This window comes from Pseudomonas sp. Leaf15 (assembly GCF_001421425.1).
Taxonomy (GTDB): domain Bacteria; phylum Pseudomonadota; class Gammaproteobacteria; order Pseudomonadales; family Pseudomonadaceae; genus Aquipseudomonas; species Aquipseudomonas salomonii.
The window spans coordinates 67,658-93,413 of the sequence record NZ_LMKI01000011.1 but is presented as its reverse complement, the minus strand read 5'-3'; the positions used below and the strand labels follow the sequence as shown (position 1 = coordinate 93,413).

General features: G+C 62.1%; 19 protein-coding genes and 1 pseudogene. 6 read left to right on the top strand and 14 right to left on the bottom strand.

Annotation, left to right across the window (positions count from 1 at the left end; genetic code table 11):
- Positions 1-404 precede the first annotated feature (404 nt).
- Positions 405-2,297, top strand: a complete 1,893-nt coding sequence (gene mrdA, locus ASE80_RS10350; protein ID WP_056858820.1) for a penicillin-binding protein 2 — start codon at positions 405-407, stop codon at positions 2,295-2,297.
- Here mrdA and ASE80_RS10345 read toward each other — a convergent pair whose 3' ends face one another.
- On the bottom strand, positions 2,298-2,699 hold the full coding sequence (locus ASE80_RS10345; RefSeq protein ID WP_056858819.1) for a GFA family protein: 402 nt from the start codon (positions 2,697-2,699) through the stop codon (positions 2,298-2,300).
- Positions 2,700-2,799: 100 nt separating this feature from the next.
- Between ASE80_RS10345 and ASE80_RS10340 the strand changes: the two genes are divergently transcribed.
- The gene (locus tag ASE80_RS10340; protein ID WP_056858818.1) at positions 2,800-3,267 is read left to right on the top strand and encodes an SRPBCC family protein; all 468 of its coding nucleotides are present in this window, start codon (positions 2,800-2,802) and stop codon (positions 3,265-3,267) included.
- A gap of 107 nt (positions 3,268-3,374) precedes the next feature.
- Here the strand turns inward: ASE80_RS10340 and ASE80_RS10335 are convergent, their stop codons facing one another.
- Positions 3,375-5,597, bottom strand: coding sequence for a TonB-dependent receptor (locus tag ASE80_RS10335; protein ID WP_056858817.1), 2,223 nt, complete (start codon positions 5,595-5,597; stop codon positions 3,375-3,377).
- 324 nt (positions 5,598-5,921) lie between these two features.
- Here ASE80_RS10335 and ASE80_RS10330 point away from each other — a divergent pair, with 324 nt between their 5' ends.
- The 4 genes and pseudogenes from ASE80_RS10330 (at position 5,922) to ASE80_RS10315 (ending at position 9,928) form a co-directional block, all read left to right on the top strand.
- A complete protein-coding gene (locus tag ASE80_RS10330) occupies positions 5,922-8,279 on the top strand; it encodes a DNA polymerase II (protein WP_056858816.1) in 2,358 nt (785 codons plus the stop codon).
- Between the two features lie 158 nt (positions 8,280-8,437).
- A pseudogene (locus tag ASE80_RS31395) lies at positions 8,438-8,530 on the top strand (GNAT family N-acetyltransferase); the annotation flags it as partial.
- 13 nt (positions 8,531-8,543) lie between these two features.
- Positions 8,544-9,164 (top strand): glutathione S-transferase N-terminal domain-containing protein, encoded by a 621-nt coding sequence (locus ASE80_RS10320; RefSeq protein ID WP_056858814.1) that lies wholly within the window; start codon positions 8,544-8,546, stop codon positions 9,162-9,164.
- Positions 9,165-9,340: 176 nt separating this feature from the next.
- Positions 9,341-9,928 carry a DUF4174 domain-containing protein gene (locus ASE80_RS10315; RefSeq protein WP_056858813.1) on the top strand — a complete coding sequence of 196 codons (588 nt, stop codon included), beginning with the start codon at positions 9,341-9,343 and terminating at the stop codon, positions 9,926-9,928.
- A gap of 107 nt (positions 9,929-10,035) precedes the next feature.
- Here ASE80_RS10315 and ASE80_RS10310 read toward each other — a convergent pair whose 3' ends face one another.
- The 12 genes from ASE80_RS10310 to ASE80_RS10255 are packed head-to-tail and all read right to left on the bottom strand — an operon-like array spanning position 10,036 to position 25,408.
- A complete protein-coding gene (locus ASE80_RS10310; RefSeq protein ID WP_056858812.1) occupies positions 10,036-11,091 on the bottom strand; it encodes an acyltransferase family protein in 1,056 nt (351 codons plus the stop codon).
- A 22-nt stretch (positions 11,092-11,113) separates the two neighbouring features.
- Entirely contained in the window at positions 11,114-12,523 is a 1,410-nt protein-coding gene (locus ASE80_RS10305; protein WP_056858811.1) for a lipid II flippase MurJ, read from the bottom strand.
- Positions 12,524-12,525: 2 nt separating this feature from the next.
- Positions 12,526-13,959 carry an O-antigen ligase family protein gene (locus tag ASE80_RS10300; RefSeq protein ID WP_056858810.1) on the bottom strand — a complete coding sequence of 478 codons (1,434 nt, stop codon included), beginning with the start codon at positions 13,957-13,959 and terminating at the stop codon, positions 12,526-12,528.
- On the bottom strand, positions 13,956-15,059 hold the full coding sequence (locus tag ASE80_RS10295; protein WP_056858809.1) for a glycosyltransferase family 4 protein: 1,104 nt from the start codon (positions 15,057-15,059) through the stop codon (positions 13,956-13,958). The genes ASE80_RS10300 and ASE80_RS10295 overlap by 4 nt, the downstream gene beginning before the upstream one ends.
- Entirely contained in the window at positions 15,050-16,267 is a 1,218-nt protein-coding gene (locus ASE80_RS10290; RefSeq protein ID WP_056858808.1) for a glycosyltransferase family 4 protein, read from the bottom strand. Before ASE80_RS10290 ends, ASE80_RS10295 begins: the two co-directional genes overlap by 10 nt.
- 8 nt (positions 16,268-16,275) lie before the next feature.
- Complete coding sequence (locus ASE80_RS10285; protein WP_056858807.1) at positions 16,276-17,604, bottom strand: beta-galactosidase; 1,329 nt, start codon at positions 17,602-17,604, stop codon at positions 16,276-16,278.
- Positions 17,594-18,784 (bottom strand): glycosyltransferase, encoded by a 1,191-nt coding sequence (locus ASE80_RS10280; RefSeq protein ID WP_056858806.1) that lies wholly within the window; start codon positions 18,782-18,784, stop codon positions 17,594-17,596. Before ASE80_RS10280 ends, ASE80_RS10285 begins: the two co-directional genes overlap by 11 nt.
- Complete coding sequence (locus tag ASE80_RS10275; RefSeq protein WP_056858805.1) at positions 18,784-20,775, bottom strand: GumC family protein; 1,992 nt, start codon at positions 20,773-20,775, stop codon at positions 18,784-18,786. Before ASE80_RS10275 ends, ASE80_RS10280 begins: the two co-directional genes overlap by 1 nt.
- 14 nt (positions 20,776-20,789) lie before the next feature.
- Positions 20,790-21,566, bottom strand: coding sequence for a polysaccharide biosynthesis/export family protein (locus ASE80_RS10270; RefSeq protein ID WP_056858804.1), 777 nt, complete (start codon positions 21,564-21,566; stop codon positions 20,790-20,792).
- 29 nt (positions 21,567-21,595) lie between these two features.
- Positions 21,596-22,507, bottom strand: a complete 912-nt coding sequence (locus ASE80_RS10265; protein ID WP_056858803.1) for a glycosyltransferase family 2 protein — start codon at positions 22,505-22,507, stop codon at positions 21,596-21,598.
- Position 22,508: 1 nt separating this feature from the next.
- Positions 22,509-23,969, bottom strand: coding sequence for a mannose-1-phosphate guanylyltransferase/mannose-6-phosphate isomerase (locus tag ASE80_RS10260; protein ID WP_056858802.1), 1,461 nt, complete (start codon positions 23,967-23,969; stop codon positions 22,509-22,511).
- Positions 23,969-25,408, bottom strand: coding sequence for an undecaprenyl-phosphate glucose phosphotransferase (locus tag ASE80_RS10255; RefSeq protein WP_056858801.1), 1,440 nt, complete (start codon positions 25,406-25,408; stop codon positions 23,969-23,971). Before ASE80_RS10255 ends, ASE80_RS10260 begins: the two co-directional genes overlap by 1 nt.
- Positions 25,409-25,756: the final 348 nt, after the last annotated feature.

Sequence of the window (25,756 nt, the reverse complement as noted above, 5' to 3'; positions counted from 1 at the left end):
CCGATGGTAGTGTGGGGTTTCCCCATGTGAGAGTAGGTCATCGTCAAGATTAAATTCCGAAACCCCTGATTGCTAACGCAATCAGGGGTTTTGTTTTGGGCGGTCGAAAAGCGCCAGGCTACTTCAAAGCCTCCGCGCCTTGATCAGCTCAATCGGCACCCTCCAGGTTGCCATCCTCACACGCACCCTGCACAACACTGGAGGGGCATCGGAGTGATCGCACTTCCGGGTTTGAGGCCTTTTTCGAGCACTAACTCAGTGCTTGTCTGACAAAACAGCATGCCGTTGGGGAAATCGATGCAAAGTGTTTCTGCATTTTTGGTAAGGTGCAGCACATTTTCACAAGGATGGATATTTCACCCGCAGGATGCGGCGTCGACCTTCTTCAACGAGATGCTGTAGAAATGCCTGAACCGATACCGATCAAGGATCACGAAAAAGAAAACCGCCTGGTCAACAAGCGCTTGCTCGCCTGCGCATTGTTGGTGATTGGTATTACTTGCGCCTTGGTCGGGCGCATGTATTTCCTGCAGGTGGTGCAGTACGACTATCACTCGACGATTTCCGAGAACAACCGGGTCCATGTACTGCCGATAACGCCGACGCGCGGGCTGATTTATGACCGCAATGGCGTGGTGCTGGCCGACAACCGTCCCAGCTACAACCTGACCATCACTCGTGAGCGCACCACTGACCTCAAGGGCGAGCTGGACGCTATCGTCAGCCTGTTGCACTTACCCGCCGAAGACCGCGCGGTATTCGACAAGGCGTTGAAGCAAGCGCGTCATCCGTTTGTGCCGGTGACGCTGTTCTACGAATTGACCGAAGAGCAGATTGCCGTGCTGGCCGTTAACGAGTTCCGCTTGCCGGGCGTCGACGTCGAACCGCAGTTCGTGCGGCATTACCCGTTGGGCGCGCATTTTGCCCACTCGATTGGCTACGTTGGTCGAATCAACGAAAAGGAATCCAAGGCCCTCGACTCTGTGGAGTACCGCGGCACCCAGTCCATCGGCAAGACCGGTATCGAGCGTTTCTACGAGTCCGAGCTGCATGGCCATGTCGGCTATGAAGAGGTCGAGACCAACGCTCAGGGCCGGGTGTTGCGCGTGCTCAAGCATACCGACCCGATACCCGGCAAAAACATCGTGCTGAGCCTCGACGTCAAGCTCCAGGAAGCCGCGGAAGAGGCCTTGGGCGATCGCCGTGGTTCGGTAGTGGCCCTCGACCCGCAAACCGGCGAAGTGCTGGCCATGGTGAGTAAGCCGAGTTTTGACCCGAATCTGTTCGTCACCGGCATCAGTTTCAAGGAATATGCCGCGCTGCACGACTCCATCGACCGGCCGCTGTTCAACCGTGTGCTACGCGGGCTTTATGCGCCCGGCTCGACCATCAAGCCGGAAGTGGCCATCGCCGGCCTCGACAGTGGCGTGGTGACCGCGCAAACCCGAGTGTTTGACCCCGGTTACTACCAACTGCCCGACTTTGACCACAAATACCGCAACTGGAACCACAGCGGTGATGGCTGGGTGGACATGGACGCAGCCATCATGCGCTCCAACGACACCTACTTTTACGACCTGGCCCACAAGCTGGGTATCGATCGCCTGCACGACTACCTGGCCGAGTTCGGCCTCGGTCAGAAAGTCTCCCTCGACATGTTCGAAGAATCAGCCGGCCTGATGCCTTCCCAGGCCTGGAAGCGTGCGACGCGCCGTCAGCCCTGGTTCCCGGGCGAAACTGTGATTCTCGGCATTGGCCAGGGCTATATGCAGGTCACGCCTTTGCAATTGGCCCAAGCCACTGCATTGATCGCCAACAAAGGTGTGTGGAACCGGCCGCACCTGGCCAAGACCATCAACGGCGTGCCGCCGGTGGACGAAAACCCGATGCCTAACGTGGTGCTCAAGGATCCGCGTGATTGGGAGCAGGTCAACCACGGCATGCAACTGGTGATGCACGACCCGCGTGGTATCGCCCGTGCGGCAGCCGCCGGTGCTCAATATAGGATCGCCGGCAAGAGTGGTACGGCGCAGGTGGTGGCGATCAAGCAGGGTGAGCGCTATAACCGCAACAAGACCCTGGAGCGCCATCGCGACAACGCCTTGTTCGTCGGCTTTGCGCCGGCCGAACATCCGAAAATCGTGATCTCGGTGATGATCGAAAACGGCGAGGCCGGTGGCCGCGTGGCAGGCCCGGTAGTGCGGCAGATCATGGACGCCTGGCTGCTTGACCAGGAAGGCCATCTCAAGCCGCAATATGCGACACCCGCCAAGGCGCCCGGTGACCCGCACGTCTAGTCAAGTCTTCCACTCATCCCAGTGCTCTACGCCTGCGTAAGCAAGCCAGGGCACGTCATGGGCCGTCCAGATGTGCGAGGTGGGCCGCACGCCAGGGTCATCATCCAGCGTCGCCACCCGCACAATCACATGGGGCTGATGCCCACGCTCAGCCATCAGGTGTGAGCCGCAGCGCGAGCAGAAATGCCTGAGCTTGCCCGGTGACGATTCAAACGACGACAGCAGCGCCTCACCCTGCATCCAGCGAAAGTGCTCGCGCATCACCCCGGCCGTGGCCACGAATGCGGCTGCATGCACCTTGCGGCAACTGTCGCAATGGCAGTGGCTGATGGGCATGTCCAAGCTGTCAATTTGATAGCGCACGGCTTTGCAGAAGCAACTTCCATTCAGCGGGTCAGTCATACACGTATTGCCTGATTAAGGACGGGGACAATCATCATTGCTTACAACCTGAGGTTGCGCATTGTTTGTTGTCGCCTACTGTCAATGGAGGAGGTGACTTATGCACGTGTTAGATCGCATCGAACGAAAAGTCCTGCTCAACGTACCACGCAAACAAATCTGGGAAGCGCTCACCAATGCCGAGCAATTTGGCGAGTGGTTCGGGATCGCCCTCAAGGGTAAAACCTTTACCGCTGGAAAAACCATCGAGGCGCCGATCACCTACCCAGGCTACGAACATGTGGTGTGGAAGGCCGAAATCGTGCGCATCCTGCCCCAAACCTTGTTCTCGTTCAAATGGCACCCTTACGCTGTCGAAAAGGGCGTCGACTACGACCACGAAACACCGACACTGGTGGAATTCACCCTCGAAGACCGTGCGCCCGGCATCCTGCTGCGGGTAGTCGAATCCGGTTTTGACGCAGTGCCCGGAGCCCGTCGCCAAAAGGCCTTCAGGATGAATTCCCGAGGCTGGGACGAGCAAATGGGCAACATCGAAAATTACCTGAACCAGGCACGCCGCGCCTGACCCAAACGGGCATCGTGAAGATGCCCGTTCTCATTGCTGTCAGACGCCTTGAGTCCACTGCTGAGTCAGCGATGGGCAAATCCGCTGACTCCCAGGTTATTGCGTATTTAGAAATCCACCGTCGCCGAGAACTTGGCCACACGTGGATCACCTTGGGTCAGGTAACCGCCCAGCGCCGATTCCCAGTATTTGGTATTCGCCACGTTCTCCACCGTCGCGCCCAGGCTTACATCACGCTGGGCCACCTTGAAGTTGTAGCGGGCGCCCACATCGAAGCGATTCCAGGCCGGCAGGCTGAGGTTGTTCGCCGCATCGGCGTACTGGCCGCCGGTACGCAGCATACGGCCATTGACGCTCACGCCTTGCAGGCCCGGCACATCCCAATCCACGCCGGCATTAAGTTGGAACGACGGCACGCCAATGGCGCGGTTGCCGTCGTTGGCGCCGTTTGCCGTGCCGTTGACTTCGGTGTGGATGATCGTCGCGCCGCCCAGCAGGCGCAAGCCGCTGACGGGTTCGCCGAAGACGTTCAGCTCCACACCTTTGTTGACTTGCTCGCCCTGGAAGACAAAGGTCGCGGTGCCGTCCCCATTCAGCTGGGAAAAACCCTGGGTCGGCTGTTCGATTCGGTACACACCCAACGTTGCGCCGTAGGTGCCCATGTCGACCTTGACGCCGGCCTCGGTCTGTTTCGAGCGCGCGGGTGCAAACGTCTGGTTGGCGTTGGTCACGATGGCGCTGCTGAAGGTAGACGGTGCAGTCGGCCCTGACGCCAGGCCTTCGATGTGGTTGGCGTAGAGCGACACATGCTCCCACGGCTTGAACACCAGGCCATACACCGGCGTGGTGATGCCCTTGGCGTAGTTGGCCGTGCGTGTGCCGGTGCCGTAGGCGTAGCCCTGAACCACCAGCTCCTGACGACGCAGGCCGGCGGTGAACAGCAAGCGGTCATCCATAAAGCCGAAGGTATCCGACACCGCCGCGCTGCGGGCGAAGGTCTTGGCGGTGATGCCGGGGTCGTTCAGGTCGCTGCCGGAGGTGAAACCGCCTTTGGCCGGGGCCGTCACGTCAGCCGGGTTGTAGATGTTGGTCGGCTGGCTGCCGGAGGCAAAGTCAAAGGCGTTGCGGGTCTGAGTCCAGATGCCGGTCAAGCCGAGGTTCAATGTGTGGCTGACAGCGCCGGTCTGGAATTTGCCGTTCAGGCCGGCCATCAGGCTGGTGTTGTCTTCCTGATGCGCAATGTTCGAGCCGCTGACCGTGGCATTGCCCAGTGTGTCCCTCAAGGTCACCGACGAATAGCGGCCCAGCTCATTGGTGTGCTTGGCGCCGCCGGCGATGTAGGCGGTCCAGTTATCGTTGAGGTCATACTCGCCGCGCAACATGCCGAAGGTGTCTTCCAGGCTGGTGGTGCCCCAGTTCGGCGCGTAGTTGGTGTCGGCCGACGGCGCATTCGGGATATGGGTCAGCCCGCTGCCGAGCAACACCGTGTTGCGTCCGCCATTGACTTGCTGCTTCTGATAAACAAAATCGCCGGACACCCGCAGGGCATCGCCGCGATAGTCCAGGCCGACCGAGAACAGCTTCGAACGCTGGCTTTCGTCGTCGATGGCGGTGTCGCCTTCGCGCTGGGAAATATTCACCCGCGCGCCAAAACGGTTGTCTTCGCCGAAGCGCTGGCCGATGTCCAGGTGTTCACCCACCCGGCCATCACTGCTGATATCGGTGCTCAAACGGCGCAAAGGCACATCATCAGCGCGCTTGGGTTGCAGGTTGACGCCGCCGCCGATGCCGGAGCCGCTGGGTGTGACGCCGTTGATGAACGCGTTGGGGCCTTTAAACACTTCAACCCGTTCCAGGGCATCGGTGGACATGATCTGGCGCGGCAGGATGCCGTACAAACCGTTGAACGAAATATCGTCGCCGTTGAGCGGCAGGCCACGAATCACAAAGGCTTGAGCCTGGTTCGCATAGCCCGACGCCTGGCGCACGGACGAGTCATTGAGCAACACATCGCCGACGGTTTGCGCATGCTGCTCGCGGATCAACTTTTCGGTGTAGGAGGACATGCTGAACGGCGCGTCCATGATGTCCTGGTTACCCAGCACGCCCAACTGGCCGCCGCGCGCCACCTGGCCACCGGCGTAAACCGGCGGCAATGCATTCGGTGCAGGTGCGTCGGCGCTGACAGTGGTGGCCCCCAATTCCAGTGTATTGCCGTCCGGGCGGTTGTTGGCATCTGGGGTTGCCGCATGGGCAGCCAGGCTCAGGGAGCAGCAAAGGGCAAGCAGGGTAGGGCGAAACGGCGCAGAAATTTGGTTGCAGGTGGGCATGGTCGATCCGGACGGCGAACCGTCAATGTGAGGAAAAGGGCAACAACGTTGCGCTTCCTCACTGCGCGGATACGACTCCGGCGCGAATGATAGTAATTGTCATTAATATTCCGCAACCAGTTTATGAAATCGTTGTCCGCGCAGGCGTGAGCTGCCGACCAGCGGCGGCAAAGGTGCGTGCGGCAGACGCGTCTTCGGCGACCTGGGCAAGAGCGATGGATCAGGCGCTGAGTACAAACGCAAAGGTAAATGCCATCGCCCATCGCGTTTGCCCGGATGCCGGGTAGAATCACGCCCTGAAAGCGATTCCTGAGGTGCGGTACGGTGGATTTACAGCAGGGTTTTGTCCTGACCCGGCATTGGCGCGACACGGCGGCGGGCACGGAGGTCAGTTTCTGGCTGGCCACCGACCAGGGCCCACGGTGCGTGCGCCTACCTGCGCAAACCTCGGTGATGTTTATCCCGGAGGCCCATCGCAAGCCCCTCGACTGGCTGCTCAAGGGCGAGCGCGACATCGAACTGCGCCCGTTGCAGTTGTGCGATTTTCACCATCGTCCCGTCCTTGGTCTCTACACCCGCCAGCACCGCCAGTTGATGGACCTGGAAAAGCGCCTGCGCGCCGCCGGTGTCGACGTCTACGAAGGCGACGTGCGCCCGCCCGAGCGTTACATGATGGAGCGCTTCATCACCGCGCCCGTGTGGTTCGGCGGCACGCCGGATGCGAGCGGCACCTTGCTTGACGCGCAGATGAAGCCCGCGCCGGACTACCGCCCGCCGCTCAAACTGGTGTCCCTGGACATCGAGACCACCGCCCAAGGCGATCTGTATTCCATTGCCCTGGAAGGCTGCGGTGAGCGCCAGGTATATATGCTCGGCCCGCCAAACAAAACCGATGCAGTGGACTTCAAGCTCGACTATTGCGACACCCGCGCCCAACTGCTCGAACGCCTCAACCAATGGCTGGCCGCCCACGACCCCGATGCAATCATCGGCTGGAACCTGGTGCAATTCGACCTGCGCGTGCTCCACGAACATGCCCAGCGTCTCAACGTACCGCTGCTGCTTGGCCGTGGCGGTGAGGCCATGGCCTGGCGCGAACATGGCAGTCGCAATCACTACTTCGCCGCCGCAGCCGGGCGGCTGATTATCGACGGCATCGAGGCCTTGCGTTCGGCCACCTGGAGTTTTGAATCCTTCAGCCTGGAAAACGTCGCGCAAACCCTGCTGGGAGAAGGCAAGGACATCTCCACGCCGTACCAGCGCATGGACGAAATCAACCGCATGTTCGCCGAGGACAAGCCCGCATTGGCGCGCTACAACCTCAAGGACTGCGAGCTGGTCACGCGGATTTTCGCCAAGACCGAACTGCTCAAGTTCCTGCTCGAACGCGCCAGCGTCACCGGGCTGCCGGCCGACCGTAATGGCGGCTCGGTGGCGGCGTTCACGCACCTGTATATGCCGCTGATGCACCGTCAGGGCTTTGTCGCGCCGAACCTGGGCGACAAACCGCCCCAGGCCAGCCCTGGCGGGTTCGTGATGGACTCGCGTCCCGGCCTCTATGAATCGGTGCTGGTGCTGGACTACAAAAGCCTTTACCCGTCGATCATCCGCAGTTTTCTCATCGACCCGGTGGGCCTGGTCGAAGGCCTCAAGCACCCGGACGACAGCGAGTCGGTAGAGGGCTTTCGCGGTGCACGTTTTTCCCGCACCCGGCATTGCTTGCCATCGATTGTCGCGCGGGTGTCCGAAGGCCGCGAAGTGGCCAAGCGTGAACATAACGCGCCGTTGTCCCAGGCCCTTAAAATCATCATGAATGCATTTTACGGCGTGCTTGGCTCCAGCGGCTGCCGGTTTTTCGATACACGGCTGGCGTCTTCGATCACGATGCGTGGGCACCAGATCATGCGCCAGACCCGCGAGCTGGTCGAAGCCAAGGGGTATGACGTGATCTACGGCGACACCGATTCCACCTTCGTCTGGCTCGGCAGCGCGCATACGGCGGATGACGCCAGCCGCATCGGCCGCGAACTGGTGCAGCACGTCAACGAGTGGTGGCGCGCGCATCTGCACAACGAATTCGGCCTGCAAAGCGCTCTGGAGCTGCAATACGAAACCCACTTCAGCCGCTTCCTCATGCCGACCATTCGCGGCGCCGAGGAGGGCAGCAAAAAGCGCTATGCGGGCTTGGTGGTACGCGGCGACGGCAGCGAAGAAATGGTCTACAAAGGCCTGGAAACCGTGCGCAGCGACTGGTCGCCCCTGGCCCGGCAATTCCAGCAGGAACTCTATCAGCGCATCTTCCATCGCCAACCGTATCAAGACTACGTGCGCGACTATGTGCGGCGTACCTTGAGCGGCGAACTCGACGACCTGCTGATCTACCGCAAACGCCTGCGCCGCCCACTCGACGACTACGAGCGCAACGTGCCGCCGCACGTGCGCGCCGCACGCCTGGCGGATGAATACAACGACCGCCAGGGGCGCCCGCGCCAGTACCAGCGTGGCGGCTGGATCAGCTATGTGATCACGGTCAACGGCCCGCAGCCGCTGGAAGTACGCCAGGCGCCTATCGACTATGACCACTACGTCACCCGGCAATTGCAGCCGGTGGCCGATGCGATCCTGCCGTTCGTAAATGATGATTTCGGCACGCTGGTCGGCGGGCAAATGGGCCTGTTTTAAAACGCTTGCCTGCACGTGGGGCGAGCCTGCACTCTTGGCCTCTGACGACACCCTCGACGGCGCAGCTTCCCATGACTCAGATCAATTTGACCGGCAGCACGGTCGAACTCCAGCCCCTGCAACGCGAGCACAAGACCGCCTTGCTTGAAGCGGCTGCCGACGGGCGCAAGCGCAACTCGGTGCGGTTCAGCATCATCGATTCGGAATGGCCGCAGGTGAAGGCCAGCTTGCAGGCCAAGTTGCGGCGCTAAGGAGATACCGCCCATGTACACGCTCTACGGCATCGACGAATCCGGTTCCTGCATGATCGAAATCGCCCTGCAGCGTTGCGCGGTGCCGTGGCGGCGAATCGACGCCAGTTCCTGGGAAGACAGCGAAGGCAGCGACGCCCTGGCCCGCATCAACCCACTCAAACAAATCCCCACGTTGGTGACGCCCGAGGGCCAGGTGCTGACCGAAAGCGCCGCGATCCTGATCCACCTGGGCCTGGAGTTTCCCGCCTCCGAGCTGCTTGCCGGCAACCGTGCGCAGATCCTGCGCGGGCTGGTATACATCGCCGCCAATTGCTATTCGGCGGTCGGTATCATCGACTACCCGCAACGCTGGCTAGGCAATGTGGATGACGCCGCACAGGCGCAACTGGTCAGCGGCACGCGCCGTTACCTGCACCAGGCCTGGGTGGTGTTCGCCGAGCAGTTTGCCGACCAGTTGTTCGCCCCCGGCAATGTGCCGAACGCCCTGGGCATTATGGCGGCCGCGGTGTCGCGTTGGGACGCGGCGCGGGAGGTGTTGAACAACCTCGCGCCAGGCTTTGCCCAAACGCTGGCGCGGGTGGATGCCGACCCGGTGGTGGCGCCAGTGTTTGCGCGGCATTGGCCGCAATAGAGCGCCTCGTAATGGTTCCGCAATCAGAAGAAACAATGACTGATAACCCCATTCGAGCCCTTGCGTGGCAGGCTTCCTGACCTACGCTTCTTAACGAGGTGTAGGAATCATCCTTGAAATTGACTGTCGCAGACATGAAACTCAAGAACCCTGCATGGAATTCAAAGGAGGTGCGCATGCTCATCCGGTCGCTGACCCTGGCTACCTTGATGGCTTTTACGGGGCCGCTGTTGGCCGCGGATGATATCAACCCACTCAAGCAGGACTTGAACAAGTCCCGCCCACTGGTGGTGGTGGAACTTGATTCCGGCAACGAAACATTGGCGACCCTCAAGAAACAGCTGGACGAGCCTGCCAACAAGCAGTCCTTTGAAGAACGCAACATGGTGTTCTACACCGTTAAGTTCGGCAGTATCGGCGCTGAAGGCGAGAAGTTCGCCAAGGACGCCAAGGACAACAAGAAGCTCACGCCGCCGGAGACCAATGCGCTGATTCGTGCCCTCAAGCTGGGCGCTGGCAGTGGCACCAAGGTGATTCTGGTGGGCAAGGACGGTGAGAAGAAACTCGAGAAAACCGTGCCGCCGGATACCCTCGACTTGAAGGAGTTTTTCAGCGCCATTGACCAGATGCCCCAGGCTGAAAAAGACCTCGCCGCACCGGCTGAGCCTGAGCCTGCTGCGGCAGCTGCGCCTGCCAAGAATGGTAAACCTGCCAAGCCTGCAAAGGCCGGTAGCAAACCCGCTGCCTCACAACTCGATGATTGAATATACATGAGCCAATGTGGGAGCTGGCTTGCCTGCGATGCAGACACCTCGGTGTGTCATGTAAACCGAGTTGATGCCATCGCAGGCAAGCCAGCTCCCACATGGGGTCAGCGCTGTTCCAAAGGTTTTGCCACCTTACGCACCGGAAACGGAAAGTAGAAAAACCGCAAGAACGCCACCCGCTTGATCACTTCCCCGATCAGCAGCGGCACCACCACCGCCACCACCAATCCAATGCACGCCGACACGAATGGATGCAGGCCCACGCGCTCCATCAGGTCAACGGTCTTATGCTGAATCTCTCCATGAAAGATCAACAGAATCAAAGTGGATTGCCCGATGTACGTCATCACCCGCGTGATGACGGCCGATGCCATCAGCACCCGCGCCAGTGACCAGCTCGCGTACACACCGATCACCGCCAGCAGGCTGGTCCACAGCCAATGGTCGTAGCGCCGCTGCGCCAGGTCCATGGTGTCGTGGCTGTAGAGGAACACTGCGGCGAACAACACTACCGAAATCACCAGCGTCAGCAGCGAACCCTCGTGCCTGCGCAGCCAGTCGCGCAGCAGGTAGCCGTAGATGAAGTAAGTGCTGCTGATCAGGGTTATCTCGAGGCCGAAGGGTAAGCCAGGCAGCGTCCAGGTCTGCCCGCCGACCGTCACCGGTATTTGCCAGAACCACGGCAAAACCCGGATGCCGATCAGCAGTTGCACCACAATCAGCAGGCAACTCACCGGCAGTGACAGCTTCAGACGCTGGATCAGGCGCAGCATCAGCCAACTGAACAGAATCGCCACCCAGAAGTGCGGCAGAAACCACAGCGCCTGCCAGGGGATGGTGTCCACCGAGGCATACAACACGCCGCCGACATCCGGCAGCAGCGGTTGGCCGCGCAGTACATCGCGCACCAGCACGTACACCAGCATGGTGAAGAAAAACGGCTTGAGCAGGCCGTCGGCCTTGCGCACTGCCATCTCCACAAAGGGTTGCTCGGGCTTGAAGAACACCCCGGAGAGGAAAAAGAACAGCGGCAAGATGAACGAAGCAATGATCGGATACTGCAACTCCAGGGAGTTGGCCACGAACCAGCTGTGGCCGTACACGATCAGCAGGATGCCGATGCCCTTGGCGATATCCATTTGAATCCAACGATGTTTCATCCGACTGCCCCCGACCGATCGTTCATGCCTTGCGCCATGGCTTGAGCCACAGCCCCATGCCCAGCAACACCACGGCGCCGGCCAGGGTGCTTAGCCCCAGTTGCAGCCACACGCCTTGAATTGGAAACAGCAGCAGCGCCGCCAGGCTCATCACCAGCGCACTGAGCAGCCAGTGCCGCGTCCACGGCAAAGCATTGAGTAGTACCTGGCGTTGCATCAGCAGCAGCGCGGTGCATATCACACCTGCCAGTGCGGCCAAGGGAATACCTGCCAGGCCAAACACAAACGGCAGCACGCCCAGCAGCAGCACATTGACCAGGCTGCCAAGCAGCTCGCAACGCAGCGGCTGGCGCGTATCGCCGGCGGCGTAGGCATAACGCGCAAGCAAGGCATTCCAGGCGCCGAACACCAGCGGCACGGCAAACCAGGCCAGCAGCAGCGGCAACGGTGAGTCCGCCGATTGTTTGGGCAACAGCAGGGCCACCAGGCTCGGCGCCGCCGCCACCAGGCCAACGCCGGCCGGCAAGGTCAGCACGCTGGCGGTTTCGAGGCCGCGCTTGAGCAGGGCCAGGCGCTCATCGCCCTGGCGTCGGCTCATCATGCCCAGCAGCACCTGGTTAAGGCTCATCAGCGCAATCAGCGGCAGGTTCATCAGCTTGCGGGCGAGGTTGACCCAGGTCACCGCGCCTTCGCCGAGCAGCGACGCCACCAGCCTTTCGATCAAGGCCAGGCCCTGGCTGGCGCCATTGCTCAGTAACAGCGGCCCGATGCGCTGGCCCAGCTCGCGCAGCGGCGCAAGGGCCAGTTGCCAGCGCCACGGCCGCCAGCCCTGGCACCAGATCGACGGCAGCAACGCCAGCGGCATCAACAGGCTGCCGGCCAGGCACGCCAAGGCGAGGGAATGCGGTTGCGTGGCCGTGCCCGCCAACGCCAGGTAGGTCACCGGCGGCAGGTTGAACAGCAACGAGCCCAGCCCCGCCAGCACAAACCGCTCGCTGGCCTGCAATGGAATACTGAACAGCGCATGCAGCATCAAGCCGGGCACGCACCACGCGACGATTTGCAGGTTGCTGGCGGCCAGCGCCGTGGCACTGGCCGCCAGCCCCGGGCCGAGCAATTGCACCAGCCACGGCGCCAGCAACGTCAGCAGCAGGCTGGTGACCAGCGCGATCAACATCAAGGCCGGGAACAGCACTGCCAGCCAGTCAAGGCGCTCGCCGTCCTTGCGCGCAAGGTACAGCGGCAGCGCGGCGGCGCTCAAGACGCCACCGGCCAACGACATGCGCAACGCCTCGGGCAAAAACAGCGCGATGAGGAAGGCGTCACTGCGTTCTCCGGCGCCCCACGCGGCCACCAACAGCCATTCGCGGGCGAACCCCAGGCACAGGCCCAGCAAGGTCGCAAGCGTCAGCCAGACGGCAGAGCCGAGCATGGTTAAGGCCGCACGCCGTCAAGCAGTGGCTTGCGGTACACCACGGTCTTGACCTGCGGCAGGCGCGCCGGAAACAGGCGGCGAGCCTCCAGCACATTGATGCCGACCATCAGCCAGAACAGCGATACCATCACCACGGCAAAACTGAAGTAGTGGTCAAACAGGCCGCTGACCAGCGCCGACAGAATCCCGGCCGTGCTGCCCAGCCACAGCGCGTTGTCTTTGGTCAGGCGGATCGGGCCTTTTTCCGGGCGCGCCTCACGCCACCAGCGCACCGTCACGGCAATAAACAACAGCATGCCGACAATGCCGATCTTGTAGACGTAGTTCAGCCACAGGTTGGAGATCCCCAGAAAGTGCGTGCCCGGCACCGGCGGGTCGACCTTGAAGCCGATGCCGAACGGGTAGGCTGCCACCGCCTGGGGGAACATGCGGTATTCGTCGAAACGGATTTCGGTACTGGCGTTATCCGAGGAGAAAATCGTCGCCAGGCGGTCCTGCAATGGCGGGTAAGCCATCACCAGCGCCGCGGTCAGCGCCGCACCGATCATCAACAAACGGCCGGTATACGGCACGCGGCGCGTGGCCATCCAGATCAGCACCAACGCCAGGCTGACCATCGCCCCACGGCTACTGGCCAGCAGCAAGGCGGCGGCCCCCAGGCACGCCACGCCCAGGCCCAACCCACGCTTCCAGCCCTGTTCGGTCATGCCGAAGCAGAAGGCCAAGGGCAGCAGCAGGGCCATGATCCCGCCGATGGCATTCGGGTGCATCCACGGCGAACCCATGCGCGAGGACATCGCCTCCAGGCCGAATTTGAGGGTGTCGAAGTTGCCGTAATTGAACAGCGCCAGCACCGGCGCAATGCCGGCGCCCGAGCGCGTGCGTACAAACACTGCAATCGACAGCACCAGCATCGCCAGGGTGCCCAGCAACAGGGCGATCACCAGCGATTCGCGGTGCTTGTGGTCGACCAGCAACTTGGCCGCCAGAAACACCCCCGACAGGTTCAGCAACCAGCGCAGCCAGTTCGCCACGCCACTGCTGTCGGCGTGAATGGTGACCTGGCCGACGATAAACGGGAACACGCTGAACAGCATCAGCCACAGCAGCATCTGGTCGGTGGGGCGGCGTGTGAGGCTCGGCGTGGCCGGCACGCGGGCCAGAAAGCTGTGCCACAGCACCGCGCCCCAGGTCAGCGCCAGGATCGCTTCGCTGACCGTACTGCGAATACCCAGGTTGAGCGTGGAGTAGGGCATAAAGGTTGCCATCCCGGCGAACAGCAGCAAGCCCCAGAACGGGAAGCGCAAAATGGTCACCGCAGCGGCCAGGCCGATCACCGCGAGAAACGCCTTGGCCGGTGACAGCATCAAGGCGAGTGCACCAAACAGCAGGCCGAACAGGATGGCGACGAGGCTTGCCAGGGAGAATCTCATTTCAATTCCTCGATCAGTTCGGCCAGGCGTTGGCGATAGGCAAGCGGGTTGTAACGCTGCGCCCATTGCCGACGTTGCTCGGGTGAATCTTCATCCGCCTGCTCGCTCAGGGCCAGCATCCATTGCACCAGCGCCGGGCCATCGGTGGGCGAAAAACGCGGCGCCGACGGCGGGGTGATTTCATCCAGCGAGGTGCCGCTGGCCACCGCCACCGGCGTGCCGACGCTCAGCGCTTCGATCACCGGCAAGCCAAAGCCTTCGGCATAGGACGGCTGCCACAGGCGTAAGGCCTGGCGGTACAAGGCGTGCAGCTCGGCATCCGACACGCCGCTCAGGGCGTGAATCCCCGGCAGGCTGCGCTGGGCTTCGGGCAGGTGGTCGAGGCTGCCGACCAATACCAGCGCCGGTACGGCGGGGGAGAGGCTGCGCGCCTGTTGCCAGGCGTCCACCAGAAACGGCACGTTCTTGCGCAGTTCGCGGGTGCCCACCAACAGCCAATAGCGCGCCGGCAGCTGGCGCGCGGTGAGGTCCGCCGCCAGTTCGATAAATCCATCGACCTGATTGGGCAGCACGCGCACCTTGCTGGCGGCCTTGGGAAACAACCGCGTGGTTTCATCGGCACTGTACTGCGACGGCGTCCACACCCGGTCGGCGCTGTTCACCGCATAGCTGATGGAAAGGCGATCGCTGGTTTTGTAGATCAACGCCTTCAACCGGTTGGCGTGGTAGTTGTTCAACGTGATCTGGAACAGGTCGTGCAGCAATACCACGGTGCGCAAGCCTTTGGGCTTGGGTGGCAGTGGCAGGCCCATATTGAAGGTGCTGATGTACAGATCGATCTGTTGTTCACGCAAGGCCCGGGGCAGGAAACCGGCCTCGAACCTCAAGCGATTCTGTGGCTGATGCATGGCCGTCTTCGCACAGCCCCACGCCGGGCAGTGGGCCTGCAAGCGCGTTTCATCACCCAGCGGCGCCACAGTAAAACGTTCCAGTTCGATGCCCGGCAAGGCGCGCAGGGCGGCCTCGAGCGCATACACCTGGCGGCTGATGCCCGATTGCGGTGAGGTGCCGACGGTGCGGTAATCCAGGCCTACACGCATACGGTTTCCTTTTGATTGAGTGGCGCCAGCAAGCCATACACCTGCTCCAGCTGGCTGGCGGCGACACTCCAGTCATGGGCCCGGCGCACATAGGCGCGGCCGGCTTCACCCATGGGCGCGGCGGCCTCGGGAAATTGCAGCAGGCGCACCACGGCATCCGCCAGGCTGTCGGCACTTTGCCCGCCGAGGTAGTCCAGGCCTTCCACCAGGTCCAGGCCCGACACCCCTTGCTCGGTGCTTGCCAGGGGCAACCCGGCGGCCAGCGCTTCGAGCACTTTCAATTTGGAGCCGCCGCCATGGCGCAAGGGCGCCAGGAATACCGAGCAGCTCGATTGCAGGTTCAACAGGTTCGGCACAAACCCTTGCCACTCGATGCGCGGATCTTTCCAACGCTCGCGCCAGCTGCCGGGCATGCCGAACCCGCACACGCTCATGCGCGCGTCCGGGCAGCGCTCCCAGACTTTGGGCAGGATCTCATCCAGCGCCCACTCGATGGCGTCCACGTTGGGCGCGTACTCATAGTTGCCGAGGAACAACACACGGCGGGTCGACGGGTCGGGATGGGCGGCGGCGAAGTGATCGCAGTCCACGCCATTGACCACCACCGGCACCGGTTTGCCGGCGATTTTGGCCAGCACTTGCGCATCCGCCTCGGTCACCGCCACCACCTGCGCCGCCTGGCGCATCACCCGGTGTTCCCAGCGGCTGTAGCGCCATTGATCGTAGCGAATGAACGGCAGCGCCCAGCGCGGCAGGCGGTCGTAGGTGGCGGCGCCCAACGCCGACTCCACGTTGTGTTCGGTCAGCACGAACGGCTGGGATTTGCGTGCCAGCGCATCTTCGTAGGGTTGGAAGGTGTAGGTGTGCTCGATCTGCACCACGTCCCAATGCTCGTTGAGCAGTTGCTGAAAAGTGTCCTGCAAGCCCGCCGACAGGCCATTCACACTCGCCAGCAGCGGGTAGGGCGCCAACAGCCCGGCCACCAGGGTCTTGAGGCTGCGCAGCGGGCGGCGCGGCAGGATGATCACGTGTTCGAGGAAGGCTTCCAGCACCTGGCGGTCGGTCAGCGACACCGGGTGCTTGTCATGCAGCAGCAGGGTGATCCGATGCCCGCGCGCGGCCAGGCTGCGCAGCAGGTGGAACTGGCGGGTCTTGCCGCCGCTGGTGGCGGGCCAGGGTGAGTAGGGCAGGATCCATAAAATGCGCATGGCAGGCCTCAATCCCATAACAGAATTTGCAGGTTCGACTTGACCGGTACGGTCAGGCCGGCGGTGCCACTCAGCGGGGTTTGCGTGCCGCGCAGCGGGTCGTAAAGGGTCGCGCCGGTCAGGCCGGGCAAGTGCGCGTTGCCGCCCTGGGCCGACCAGAAATACCAGAGTTTGTGGCCGTCGGCGCGGGTCCAGCCGATGCTGAACAAGCCGTCCGGCAATTGGTCGGCGGTGGGCGGGTCGCCGGGTGTGAGTTGCGGGCCGCTGACGTCGAGGAAGTTCTTCAAGGCGGTGTAGACCGGCTTGGGGTTGGCGTCGATGTCGAGCAAGCCGTAAGACTGGTCGCGCACGCTGGCGCGCTGGTCGAGGTCGCTCAAGGTGAACAGGAAGATCTTGTCGAAATCCATCGCGCTCATCAGCGCCACGCGGCGCACTACATAATCGGCCTGGCCCTGCAGGGTAATCAGGTCCTGGGCGTCTTTGGGGCCGGGGTAGGTCGACCAGCCCCACTCGGTGCTCCACAGGGTGTGCACGCCAGCGGCACGCAGGGACTGGTTGAGCGCCGTGGTCTTGGCGATAAAGTCCAGGTTCGCCGGGTCGTTGCCTTCGGGCAGTTGGGTGTAAGGGTGATAGGAAATCACTGTGTTCAAACTGGCCACGCCCAGCGCGCCAAGGGCCGAGAGCATGGTCTGGCCGTTGGGCATTTCGCTGAAGAACGCCATGCCGGCCGCCACCACCGGTTTGTTGGCATTCACTGCGTGCAAGGCGGCGGCGCTGACGGTGAGCAAGTTGGCATAGCCGGCCGGGTCGGCCGCCGGGCGCCAGAAGCCGAGCAGGTTGGGTTCGTTCCACACCTGCCACGCGTCTACGCTGGGGTAGCGTTGCGACAACAGCGCCATGCGGTTGGCGAACACATTCGGGTCCTTGGGCGGGTACTGGTCCTGATACGGCGCACCGACCGGCGCGGTGGTGGCGAAGGGCGCCGAGCCCACCAGGTAGAACACCGATTTGAGCTGGTTGGTTTGCAAGTTGGCGACCAACTGATCGAGGGTCGCTACCTGATACTGGCCCTCAGCAGGCTCCAGTTGGTCCCAATGCAGATCCAGGCGCACCCATTGCAGGCCCAGGGCCTTGAGACGGTCGATTTGCAGTTGATACAGCGTCGGGCTGAACCACAGGAACTGCGCGTTCACCCCCAGAAAGTCCTTCCACACCACCACCTTGTTGCCCTTGAGCACATGGTTTTCGGCGTCGGCCTGACGCCCCCACATAAAGGCGCTGAGGCCGATTACCGCGACCACGGCCAGGGTGGCTAACCACGTGCGTTTAGCTGCCATACGGTGCTCCTGCAATGGCCTGTTCAAAGAGCTGCTTGAACTTCTGCGCGGTCAATGGCCACAGGCGCTCGCGGCCGATTTCACCGGCGCGCTCGGCCCAGTCGCGGGCCAGGGTCGGTGTGCGCGCCAGGCGCAGCAACTGTGCACTCAAGGCCGCCACGTCACCTTGGGGGTAGATCGCACCGTTGCCGCTGGCGACTTCTTCGGCAAACGCGCGCGCATCCGAAGTGATCGCCCCGCGCCCGCACGCCGCGGCCCAGGACAGCGCGCCACTGGTGCCACGCTGGCGCCCCAGCAGGCCGAGTTTTTTCGATTCGCGGTACGGCAGCACCATCACATGGTGCGCCTGGATCGTCTGCGCAATCTCGCCCGCCGGCAGGTTCAGGCGCCAGTCGATGGCACCCGCCAGGCCAAGGTCGGCGATCTGGCTGTTCAACTGCTCCAGGTAATTGCCGCCTGCGCCAAACGCCATTTCGGCGGCCGTGCCACCGGCCAGGGTCAGGCGCACACGGTCACGCAATTCGGGGGCTTGCTTGAAGGCATCGGCCAATGCCTGCAACAGGTCTTCAATGCCTTTGCCACGGTAGATAAAACCGAAATACAGCAGGTGCAAGGTGTCCAGCGACGGCAACGGTGCCGGCGCAATCGCCAGGTTGGCGTGGTTGATCACCGCCACTTTGCCGGCCGGCAATTGCATGCGCTGTGACAAGCAATCGGCGCCCAGGCGGGTGAGGGTAATCAGCCGCGTCAGGCCCTGAGCGACCTGGCGTTCTTCACCCAAGGTCAACGGGTCGGCCAGCACCACGGCCGCTTGCGGCAATGGGCTGGGCAGACGCTCCAGCAGGTTCAGTGGAAAGGGCAGATGCTCCCGCCGCCAGACCATGCGTTCCGGGTCATGCACGGTGGCGGTCAGCGGCAGTTTGGGATGGGCCTTGCGCAACTCGCGCAGGGCCAGGAACTCTCCCAGCCGCCCGCCGCCCAGCTCGGCGTGGACCAGGTCCACGCGTTGCCAGTCGAAGCCAGCGATCGCCTGCTTGATCGCGGCGCTGCTGCCTTCCACGCCGCTCAACGGTGTCGCCACCGTCACGCCCAACTGCTCCAAGGCCGTCTTGAAATGGTTCGCGTAATCGGCGATCCCGTTTTTTTCCGGCGGCAAAGGCGCGAGCAGGGCGATGCGCATCAGAACGCTCCCCGGTATTTGGCGATGGTTTTGAGCACCTTGGCCGGCACTTCGAATTTACGCCGGTTGATGATGATGCCGTCCACCTTGCCGAACGCGGTGTTAAGAATCGACAGCGCATGTTCCACCACCGGCACCGTGCTTTTCTGCGCTTCCACCACCAAAGCGATCAGGTCGGCGCGACGCAGGTTGATAAAGGCATCGCGGTTATCCAGCAGCGCCGAGGCATCCAGCAGGACCAGCTCGCCGGGCGCCGCCGGTTGCGCGCTGCCGACCCGCACGTTGATGCCGTTCTCTTGCAGCAACTGGCGCAGTTGTTCGACCACAAAGGTCACGCCCTCGCCATGGCGTGCCGAGGTCAGCCCCAGGGTCATGCCGCGCTCGGCAATCCGCTCCAACTGCAGCAGCCCATACAGGCGGTAGATGCTCGCATTGAATGCGTTGGTACCCTGCGCGGTGCTGGTGTCCAGCTCCGGCAGGGTGGTCCACAGCGGCAGGCCGAACTTGCGCTCCACCAATCCGCCGTCGTGAATGCGCTGGTCCAGCAGGTAGCACAGGTAAATCACCAGCAGGCCGACGACGATCGAGAACGGAATCGCCAACAGCAGCATCAGCAAGGTTTTCGGGAAGATCCGGCCTGGGTTCAAAGTGGCTTCTTCGATCACGGCAATGTTGCTGATCTGGCTCTTGTCCAGCTCACGGTCGATGCGCGATTTTTCCAGGTTGTCCACGTACAGCGCGTAGTTGCGCTCGGTGGCGCTCAGCTCACGAGAGAGGCGAGTCAGCTCCGGTTCAATCTCCAGCGCCTCCTTGCGTTGTGCCTCAAGGTTGACCAGTTGCTTCTGCTGCTGAACCAGTTGGGTGCGCAGCGCCAGGTTGTTGCTCGACTCATCCAGCAGCACGCGCTGCAAGTGAATTTCGAGGGTGTTCGGTGCGCGGTTTTCCGAGCTTTGCACCGTGTTGCTTTCACCGGCCACCTGCGCCTGCATCGCCCGAATCGACGCGTCCAGGGCTTTGACCGGCGGCGCGTTATCGGTGTAGGTGCGCATCATGTCGGCCTTTTCCAGCAGCTTCTGGTTGAGCAGGCGACGTAAATCCTGTTGCTGCGGGTTCAGTGCGATCTGGCGCACCGTGGTGACTTCCTTGGGCTGGCCCTTGAGTTGGTCGCGGGTGCTCTGGATCGCGCTGTCGGAAGAAGCGATCAGACGCGTGGTGTTGAAGGTCTCGCCACGCAGCACATTGATGCGCTCGGACAAGTCTTCCAGGCGGTCGGTGATGCTCGCCGCACCGATCTCGTTCAAGTGCTTGAGGATCTGCTCCTTGTAGCTTTTGATCTCGGTGGCGCTGGTGTTCACCTGGCCTTCATAGAAGGCATACAGGCTCTTGCGGCCCAGTGCCTGGGTGCGTTCGGCGATGTAGGTCTCGACCCAGTCCTTGACCACTTGTTGGGCAATTTCCGGGTCTCCCCAGCGAAAGCTGATATCCATCACCGTGGAGCCCACGGCGTGGCTGACCTCGAAGTTTTTCTCAAGGCTGGCAGCCAGGCGTTCCACGGGTGTGGTTTTTTCCAGGATGCCGACAGTCTCCAGTACCACGCGAATCCCGTCGAATACCGCGCCCACACCTTCCTTGACGTAGTACTTGGTGCGCTTCCAGAAGCCTTCCGGCGGCGGTGCGTTGGCGATCACTTCCAGGTAATGCTCGGCCACCGTGCGCACAATCGGCCGCCCGGTCAGCAGGCGCTCTTCGTCGACGATCGGGTCGCGCTGGGTGCTGGGCATCACGATGGCCTGGCGGTTGCTGATCTCGATCGGCAAGGTCGAATCACGCCCCGGCTTGACCAGCAGGCGCGCGGTGGATTCGTACTTGGCCGGCAGCAAAAAGGCCCCCAGCAGGATGATCACCAGCGCCGCGATGGCCGCCAGTTTGAACTCATGCCGAAAGATGAAGAACAGGCGCAGAAGATCACGAAAAGAACGGATCTCGATCATGGGATGTCGCTCCTTCAGTTATTGCCGCCGCTGGTTCGGGTGTAGTTGTAGCCAACCCCGATCGACTTGGTGAACGGGATCAGTTGGTTCAAGTAGGTATCCACCCCTTGGATGCGCTCGCCGACATTGGATTTGGGCACGAACACCACATCGCCGCGTTGCAGGTGCACCGGTTTACGTCCGTTGGGACCGGGCTTGAGGTATTGGCTGAAATCCAGGAAGTAGGCGTGATAAGCGCCCTGGGCATCCTCGCGCAGCAGCGCGACCATGCTCGCGTTGCCCGACGGGTTGACCCCACCGGCACCGACGATGGCTTGCTCCAGGGTGTTGGCCGTGCCCAGCTGCACGGAGGTGGGGTTATTCACCGCGCCGCCGACGATCACCGAGTTGCCCGGTGCCTGGTTGATGTTCACCGTCACCCGCGGTTCGCGATACACCGGCGCGAGCTTGTTGCTCAGCTCGGTGGCCAGCTCCGAGGGCTGGCGCCCGGCGACCTGGATCGGCCCCAGGAACGGGTAGTTGATCTTGCCGTCGGTCTGCACCGTGTACAGCGTCAGCTCATAGATGGTGCTGACGTTGAACGCCGACAGCGTCGGCATTTCCCCGGCATCCCGCACGATGCGCAACTGGTCGCCGATGCGGATACGCTCCACCGCCGGCGGCAGCTGCGCAAGCTGGTCGAGGGCGCGTTTTCCGTCTTCAACGGTCTGGTCGTCCGGCGGGACGATGCGCGCGGGCGTATTGCAGGCGGCCAACGCCATCATGGCCAGGACGAGCAAGGTTCGTTTCATCGAGGGGGACTTCCTGTAGGTCATGATGCTCACCTCCAATAACCGGGGAACATGCTGATGCGCCGCTTGAGGGCGAGGGGGAGCCGACGTTCCAGATGGCCCAGCCGGTAGCCGAGCAACTTGAACGCGCTGCGCACCAGTACTTCGGGCACGCGGTGCAATGCACCGGCTGCGCGCAATGCCGCGAGCTCAGCCAGTACATAGCGTTTACCTTCACCGCCGGCATCGCCAAACGCCTGACGAATCCACGGCTCGCGACCGTAGAACACACCAATGTCGAAGTAGCGGTGAAACTCATCCATGAGTCGGTAATCGTGGGAGTGGTACACCCGCGCCGTGGCGGCGTAGCGCACGCTGTAGCCTTCGAGCAGCAGGCGTGCGGCGACGTAGGCGTCTTCGCTGCCGATCACATCGGCGGGGAAGCCGCCGACGGCCTGCAGGGCGCTGCGTCGGTACACGCAAAACGAGTCGGAGCTGAAGCAGGTTTTGATCCCGAGCGTGGGCGCGTCGGCCATGCGCTTGGTGCGGCTTTGCTCCGGGTAATTGAAGTGCCGCGACTGCGCGCCCAGTACGCCGGCGCCGGGGTGTGGCAACTGGCGCCCGTAGGCCACGCCGGTGAGCGGGTCTTGCTGCAGTTCATCGAGCAGGTTGGCGAAGGTCTCGGCATCGGCGGGGATCGCGTCCTGGGTCATCACGATCAGTGCGTCACCGCTCACCTGCTCACTGGCCCAGCGGCGTGTGCCGCCGTGGTTGAAATCACGCGCGTCGATCACCTCGACCCGGGCGCCGAATTCGCGAAAGCGCGCCACGGTGTCGTCGCTGGACGCGCTGTCGACCACCAGCATCTCGTCCGGTTGCAGCGTCTGCATGTGCAACGCAGGCAGCAGTCGCGCCAGGTGGCTGGACGCGTTGCGGGTCGGGATGATCAACGAGGTGCGCATGTCACTTCTTCACTTCCGCCGGTGCACGCCCATAGATGTCGTCAAAGCGCACGATGTCGTCCTCGCCCAGGTACTCGCCGCTCTGCACTTCGATCATCACCAGGTCGATGATGCCGGGGTTGGTCAGGCGGTGCTTGTGCCCGGCCGGGATGTAAGTGGACTCGTTGGCATTGATCAAAAACTCACGCTCGCCATTGGTGATCTGCGCGGCGCCACTGACCACCACCCAGTGCTCGCTGCGGTGATGGTGCATCTGCAACGACAGCGAAGCCTGGGGCTTGACCACGATGCGCTTGATTTTGAAGCGGCTGCTTTCCTCCAGCACCGTGTAGGTGCCCCACGGCCGGGTGACGGTGCGGTGCAGGCTGAACGCCGGGTGGTTCTGGCGTTTGAGTTCGGCGACGATGTAGCGCACATCCTGGCTGCGGTTGGCGTCGGCGATCAGCAGCGCGTCGGGGGTGTCGACGATGATCAGGTCGCGCACGCCGACGGCGCCGAGTACGCGCTTGGGCGAGTCGATGTAGCAGTTGTGCACGTCATGCAAAATCGCTTCGCCATTGACCTGGTTGCCATGCGCATCGCTGGGCGTGAGCTGGCGCAGCGCTTCCCAGGAACCGATGTCGCTCCAGCCGATGTCGCAGGGCACCACGGCGACTTGCTTGGACTTCTCCATCAAGGCCACGTCGATGGAAATGTCCGGCGCGCTGCCGAACGCATCCGCATCGAGTTCGCGCTGGCGTGAGGTTTTGTTTTGCAGGCCATGGCTGTGTTCCAGAGCCGCCCTGGCAGCGGTCAGCACCTCGGGGGCATAGGCGGCGAGTTCGTCCACCAGGGTGCCGGCCTTGAAGCAGAACATGCCGGCGTTCCACAGGTGCTTGCCGCCGTCGAGGTAGGCTTGGGCGGTGGCAAGATCAGGTTTCTCGACAAAGCGTTTGACGCGGTTGCCGGTGCCCAGCGCGTCACCTTTTTCGATATAGCCAAAGCCGGTTTCGGGGTGATCGGGTTGGATGCCGAAGGTCACCAGATAGCCGGCTTCAGCCAGGTCGCGCGCCTGGGTCACCGCCTCGGCGAACGCGACTTCATTGAGGATCAGATGGTCGGCGGGCATCACCAGCAGCTGTGCGCTGTCACCGAAATGCTCCTGCACATGCAAGGCCGCCACGGCGATGGCCGCTGCGGTGTTGCGCCCGAAGGGTTCGAGCAGCAGGTCCAGGGGCAGGTGGGCCTTATTGACGCCACGGTAGTCATCCAGGGTACGAAACAGCAGGTCGCGGTTGGTCACCGTGAGCACGCTTTCCACGCCGGGCAGCTTGGCTGCGCGCTGGAAAGTCTTTTGCAACAGGCTCTGGCCGTCGCGCATGCGCATGAAAGGCTTGGGCATGTTCTGCCGTGAGACCGGCCACAACCGCGTGCCCGAACCACCGGAAATGATGCAGGGAATTAATCCGTTGAGGGTGTTCATCAATAGACTTCCTTGGTGGAGAGGACGGCCGGGACCGTCATGAAGACGATGTACAAGTCAAACCACACCGACCACTTGGAGATGTACTCCAGGTCGTACTCGACACGTTTCTGGATTTTGAACAGGGTATCGGTCTCGCCCCGATAGCCGTTGATCTGCGCCCAGCCGGTGATGCCTGGCTTGACGCGATGGCGCGAACTGTACTCGCTCACCGCCACTTCGAAGGGTATGCCTGCGGCTTTGGTGGCCGTGGCATGCGGGCGCGGGCCGACCATGGACATATTGCCCTGCAGCACATTGAACAGCTGCGGCAGCTCGTCGATGCTGGTTTTGCGAATGATGCGGCCCACACGGGTGATGCGCGGGTCTTTGCGGGTGGTCTGTTGTTCGGCGGTGAAGTCGCTCTGGTCGGTGAACATCGAGCGGAACTTGAACACGCGAATTTCGTTGTCGTTGTAGCCATAGCGGTTCTGGCGAAACAGCACCGGGCCCTTGGAGTCGAGCTTGATGGCGATGGCTGTGAGCAGCATCACCGGCGACAGCGCCACCAGGGCCAGGCTGGCCAGCAGCAAGTCTTCACAGCGTTTGATGAAGGGCGACCAGCCGCGCAACGGCAACTGCGAGGTATTGAACATCAGGATGCCGCCCACGTCGGTGATGCGGCTGTGGCCGTAGCGCAAGGCGGCCATGTCGGGCACCAGCATCACGTTCACCGACATCTGCCGCAGGCGGTTGACCAGCCCGTGGATACGCTGCTCGGCGGCCCATGGCAGGCAGATCATCACCTGGTTGACCTGCTCGGCGCGGATGAGTTTTTCCAGGTCCCGGGTATTGCCCAGCAAGGGCAGGTTGCTCAACTCCTTGGGAATGCGCTCGGTGCGGTCGTCAATAAAACCGATCAGGCCGGAGCGGATATCGCCATTGCGTTGCAGGTGGTCGGCCACATGCACGGCGGTGTCGGTAAAGCCCAGGATCACTGTGCGTTGCAGGTACTTGCCCTTGCGCATCAGGTTGCGATACAGGCGCAGCATCAACAGGCGCTCAGCGCAGAACAAACCCAGGCTGGCGATGTACCAGACCACCAGATTGCGCGGGGTCAATTGCGGAAAAAACTGCAGGATCTGGTACATGAACAACAAGATGCAGAACGCCGCGGACCAGGCGACGATGCTGGTGCGCAGGCGCAGGCGATTGCTGAACAGCTCTTCGGAGTAAATCCCCAGGGCCTGAAACAGAATAATGCTCAGGACTGCAAAAAACAGCAGCAGGCCGAGAAAGTGGGACAGTAGCTCGGGGGCCAGCGGGTCAAGGAACAACACCAGCACCAAAGGTGGCAAAATCGCAGTCAGGCCGTGGACCAACTTGACGAAAACAACAAAAAATTCAACGAATCCAGCACGGGTCAGAAACAGGCTATCGACTGACGACTTTTCTCGCATAACAACATCCCTCATTGCACTCCAGACTCACTGTTCGGCTACTTCACCCTGCTTAATAAGAGGACAAATCGAACGACGGCTATGCTGGGTAAAACGCAACTATTTCATCCACGTGCAACCGTCCAAATGGAGGAAATTGGCAGGGGCAGTGACTAAAGGAGTGTTCCTTTTATTGGCTTAGTCAGAAAACTGACTGTGGAGCGAAGGTGGTATTCCAGACACGTTGATAGGTATTTTTATGTGTCATGTTCTTGACCTTCCTTGTTCATGCACTCGGTCATGGGGTGTGATTTTGAGTGTAGGAACAAATATGGGAATTTTCCTGCCAGATGAGTAAACCTTTTTCGA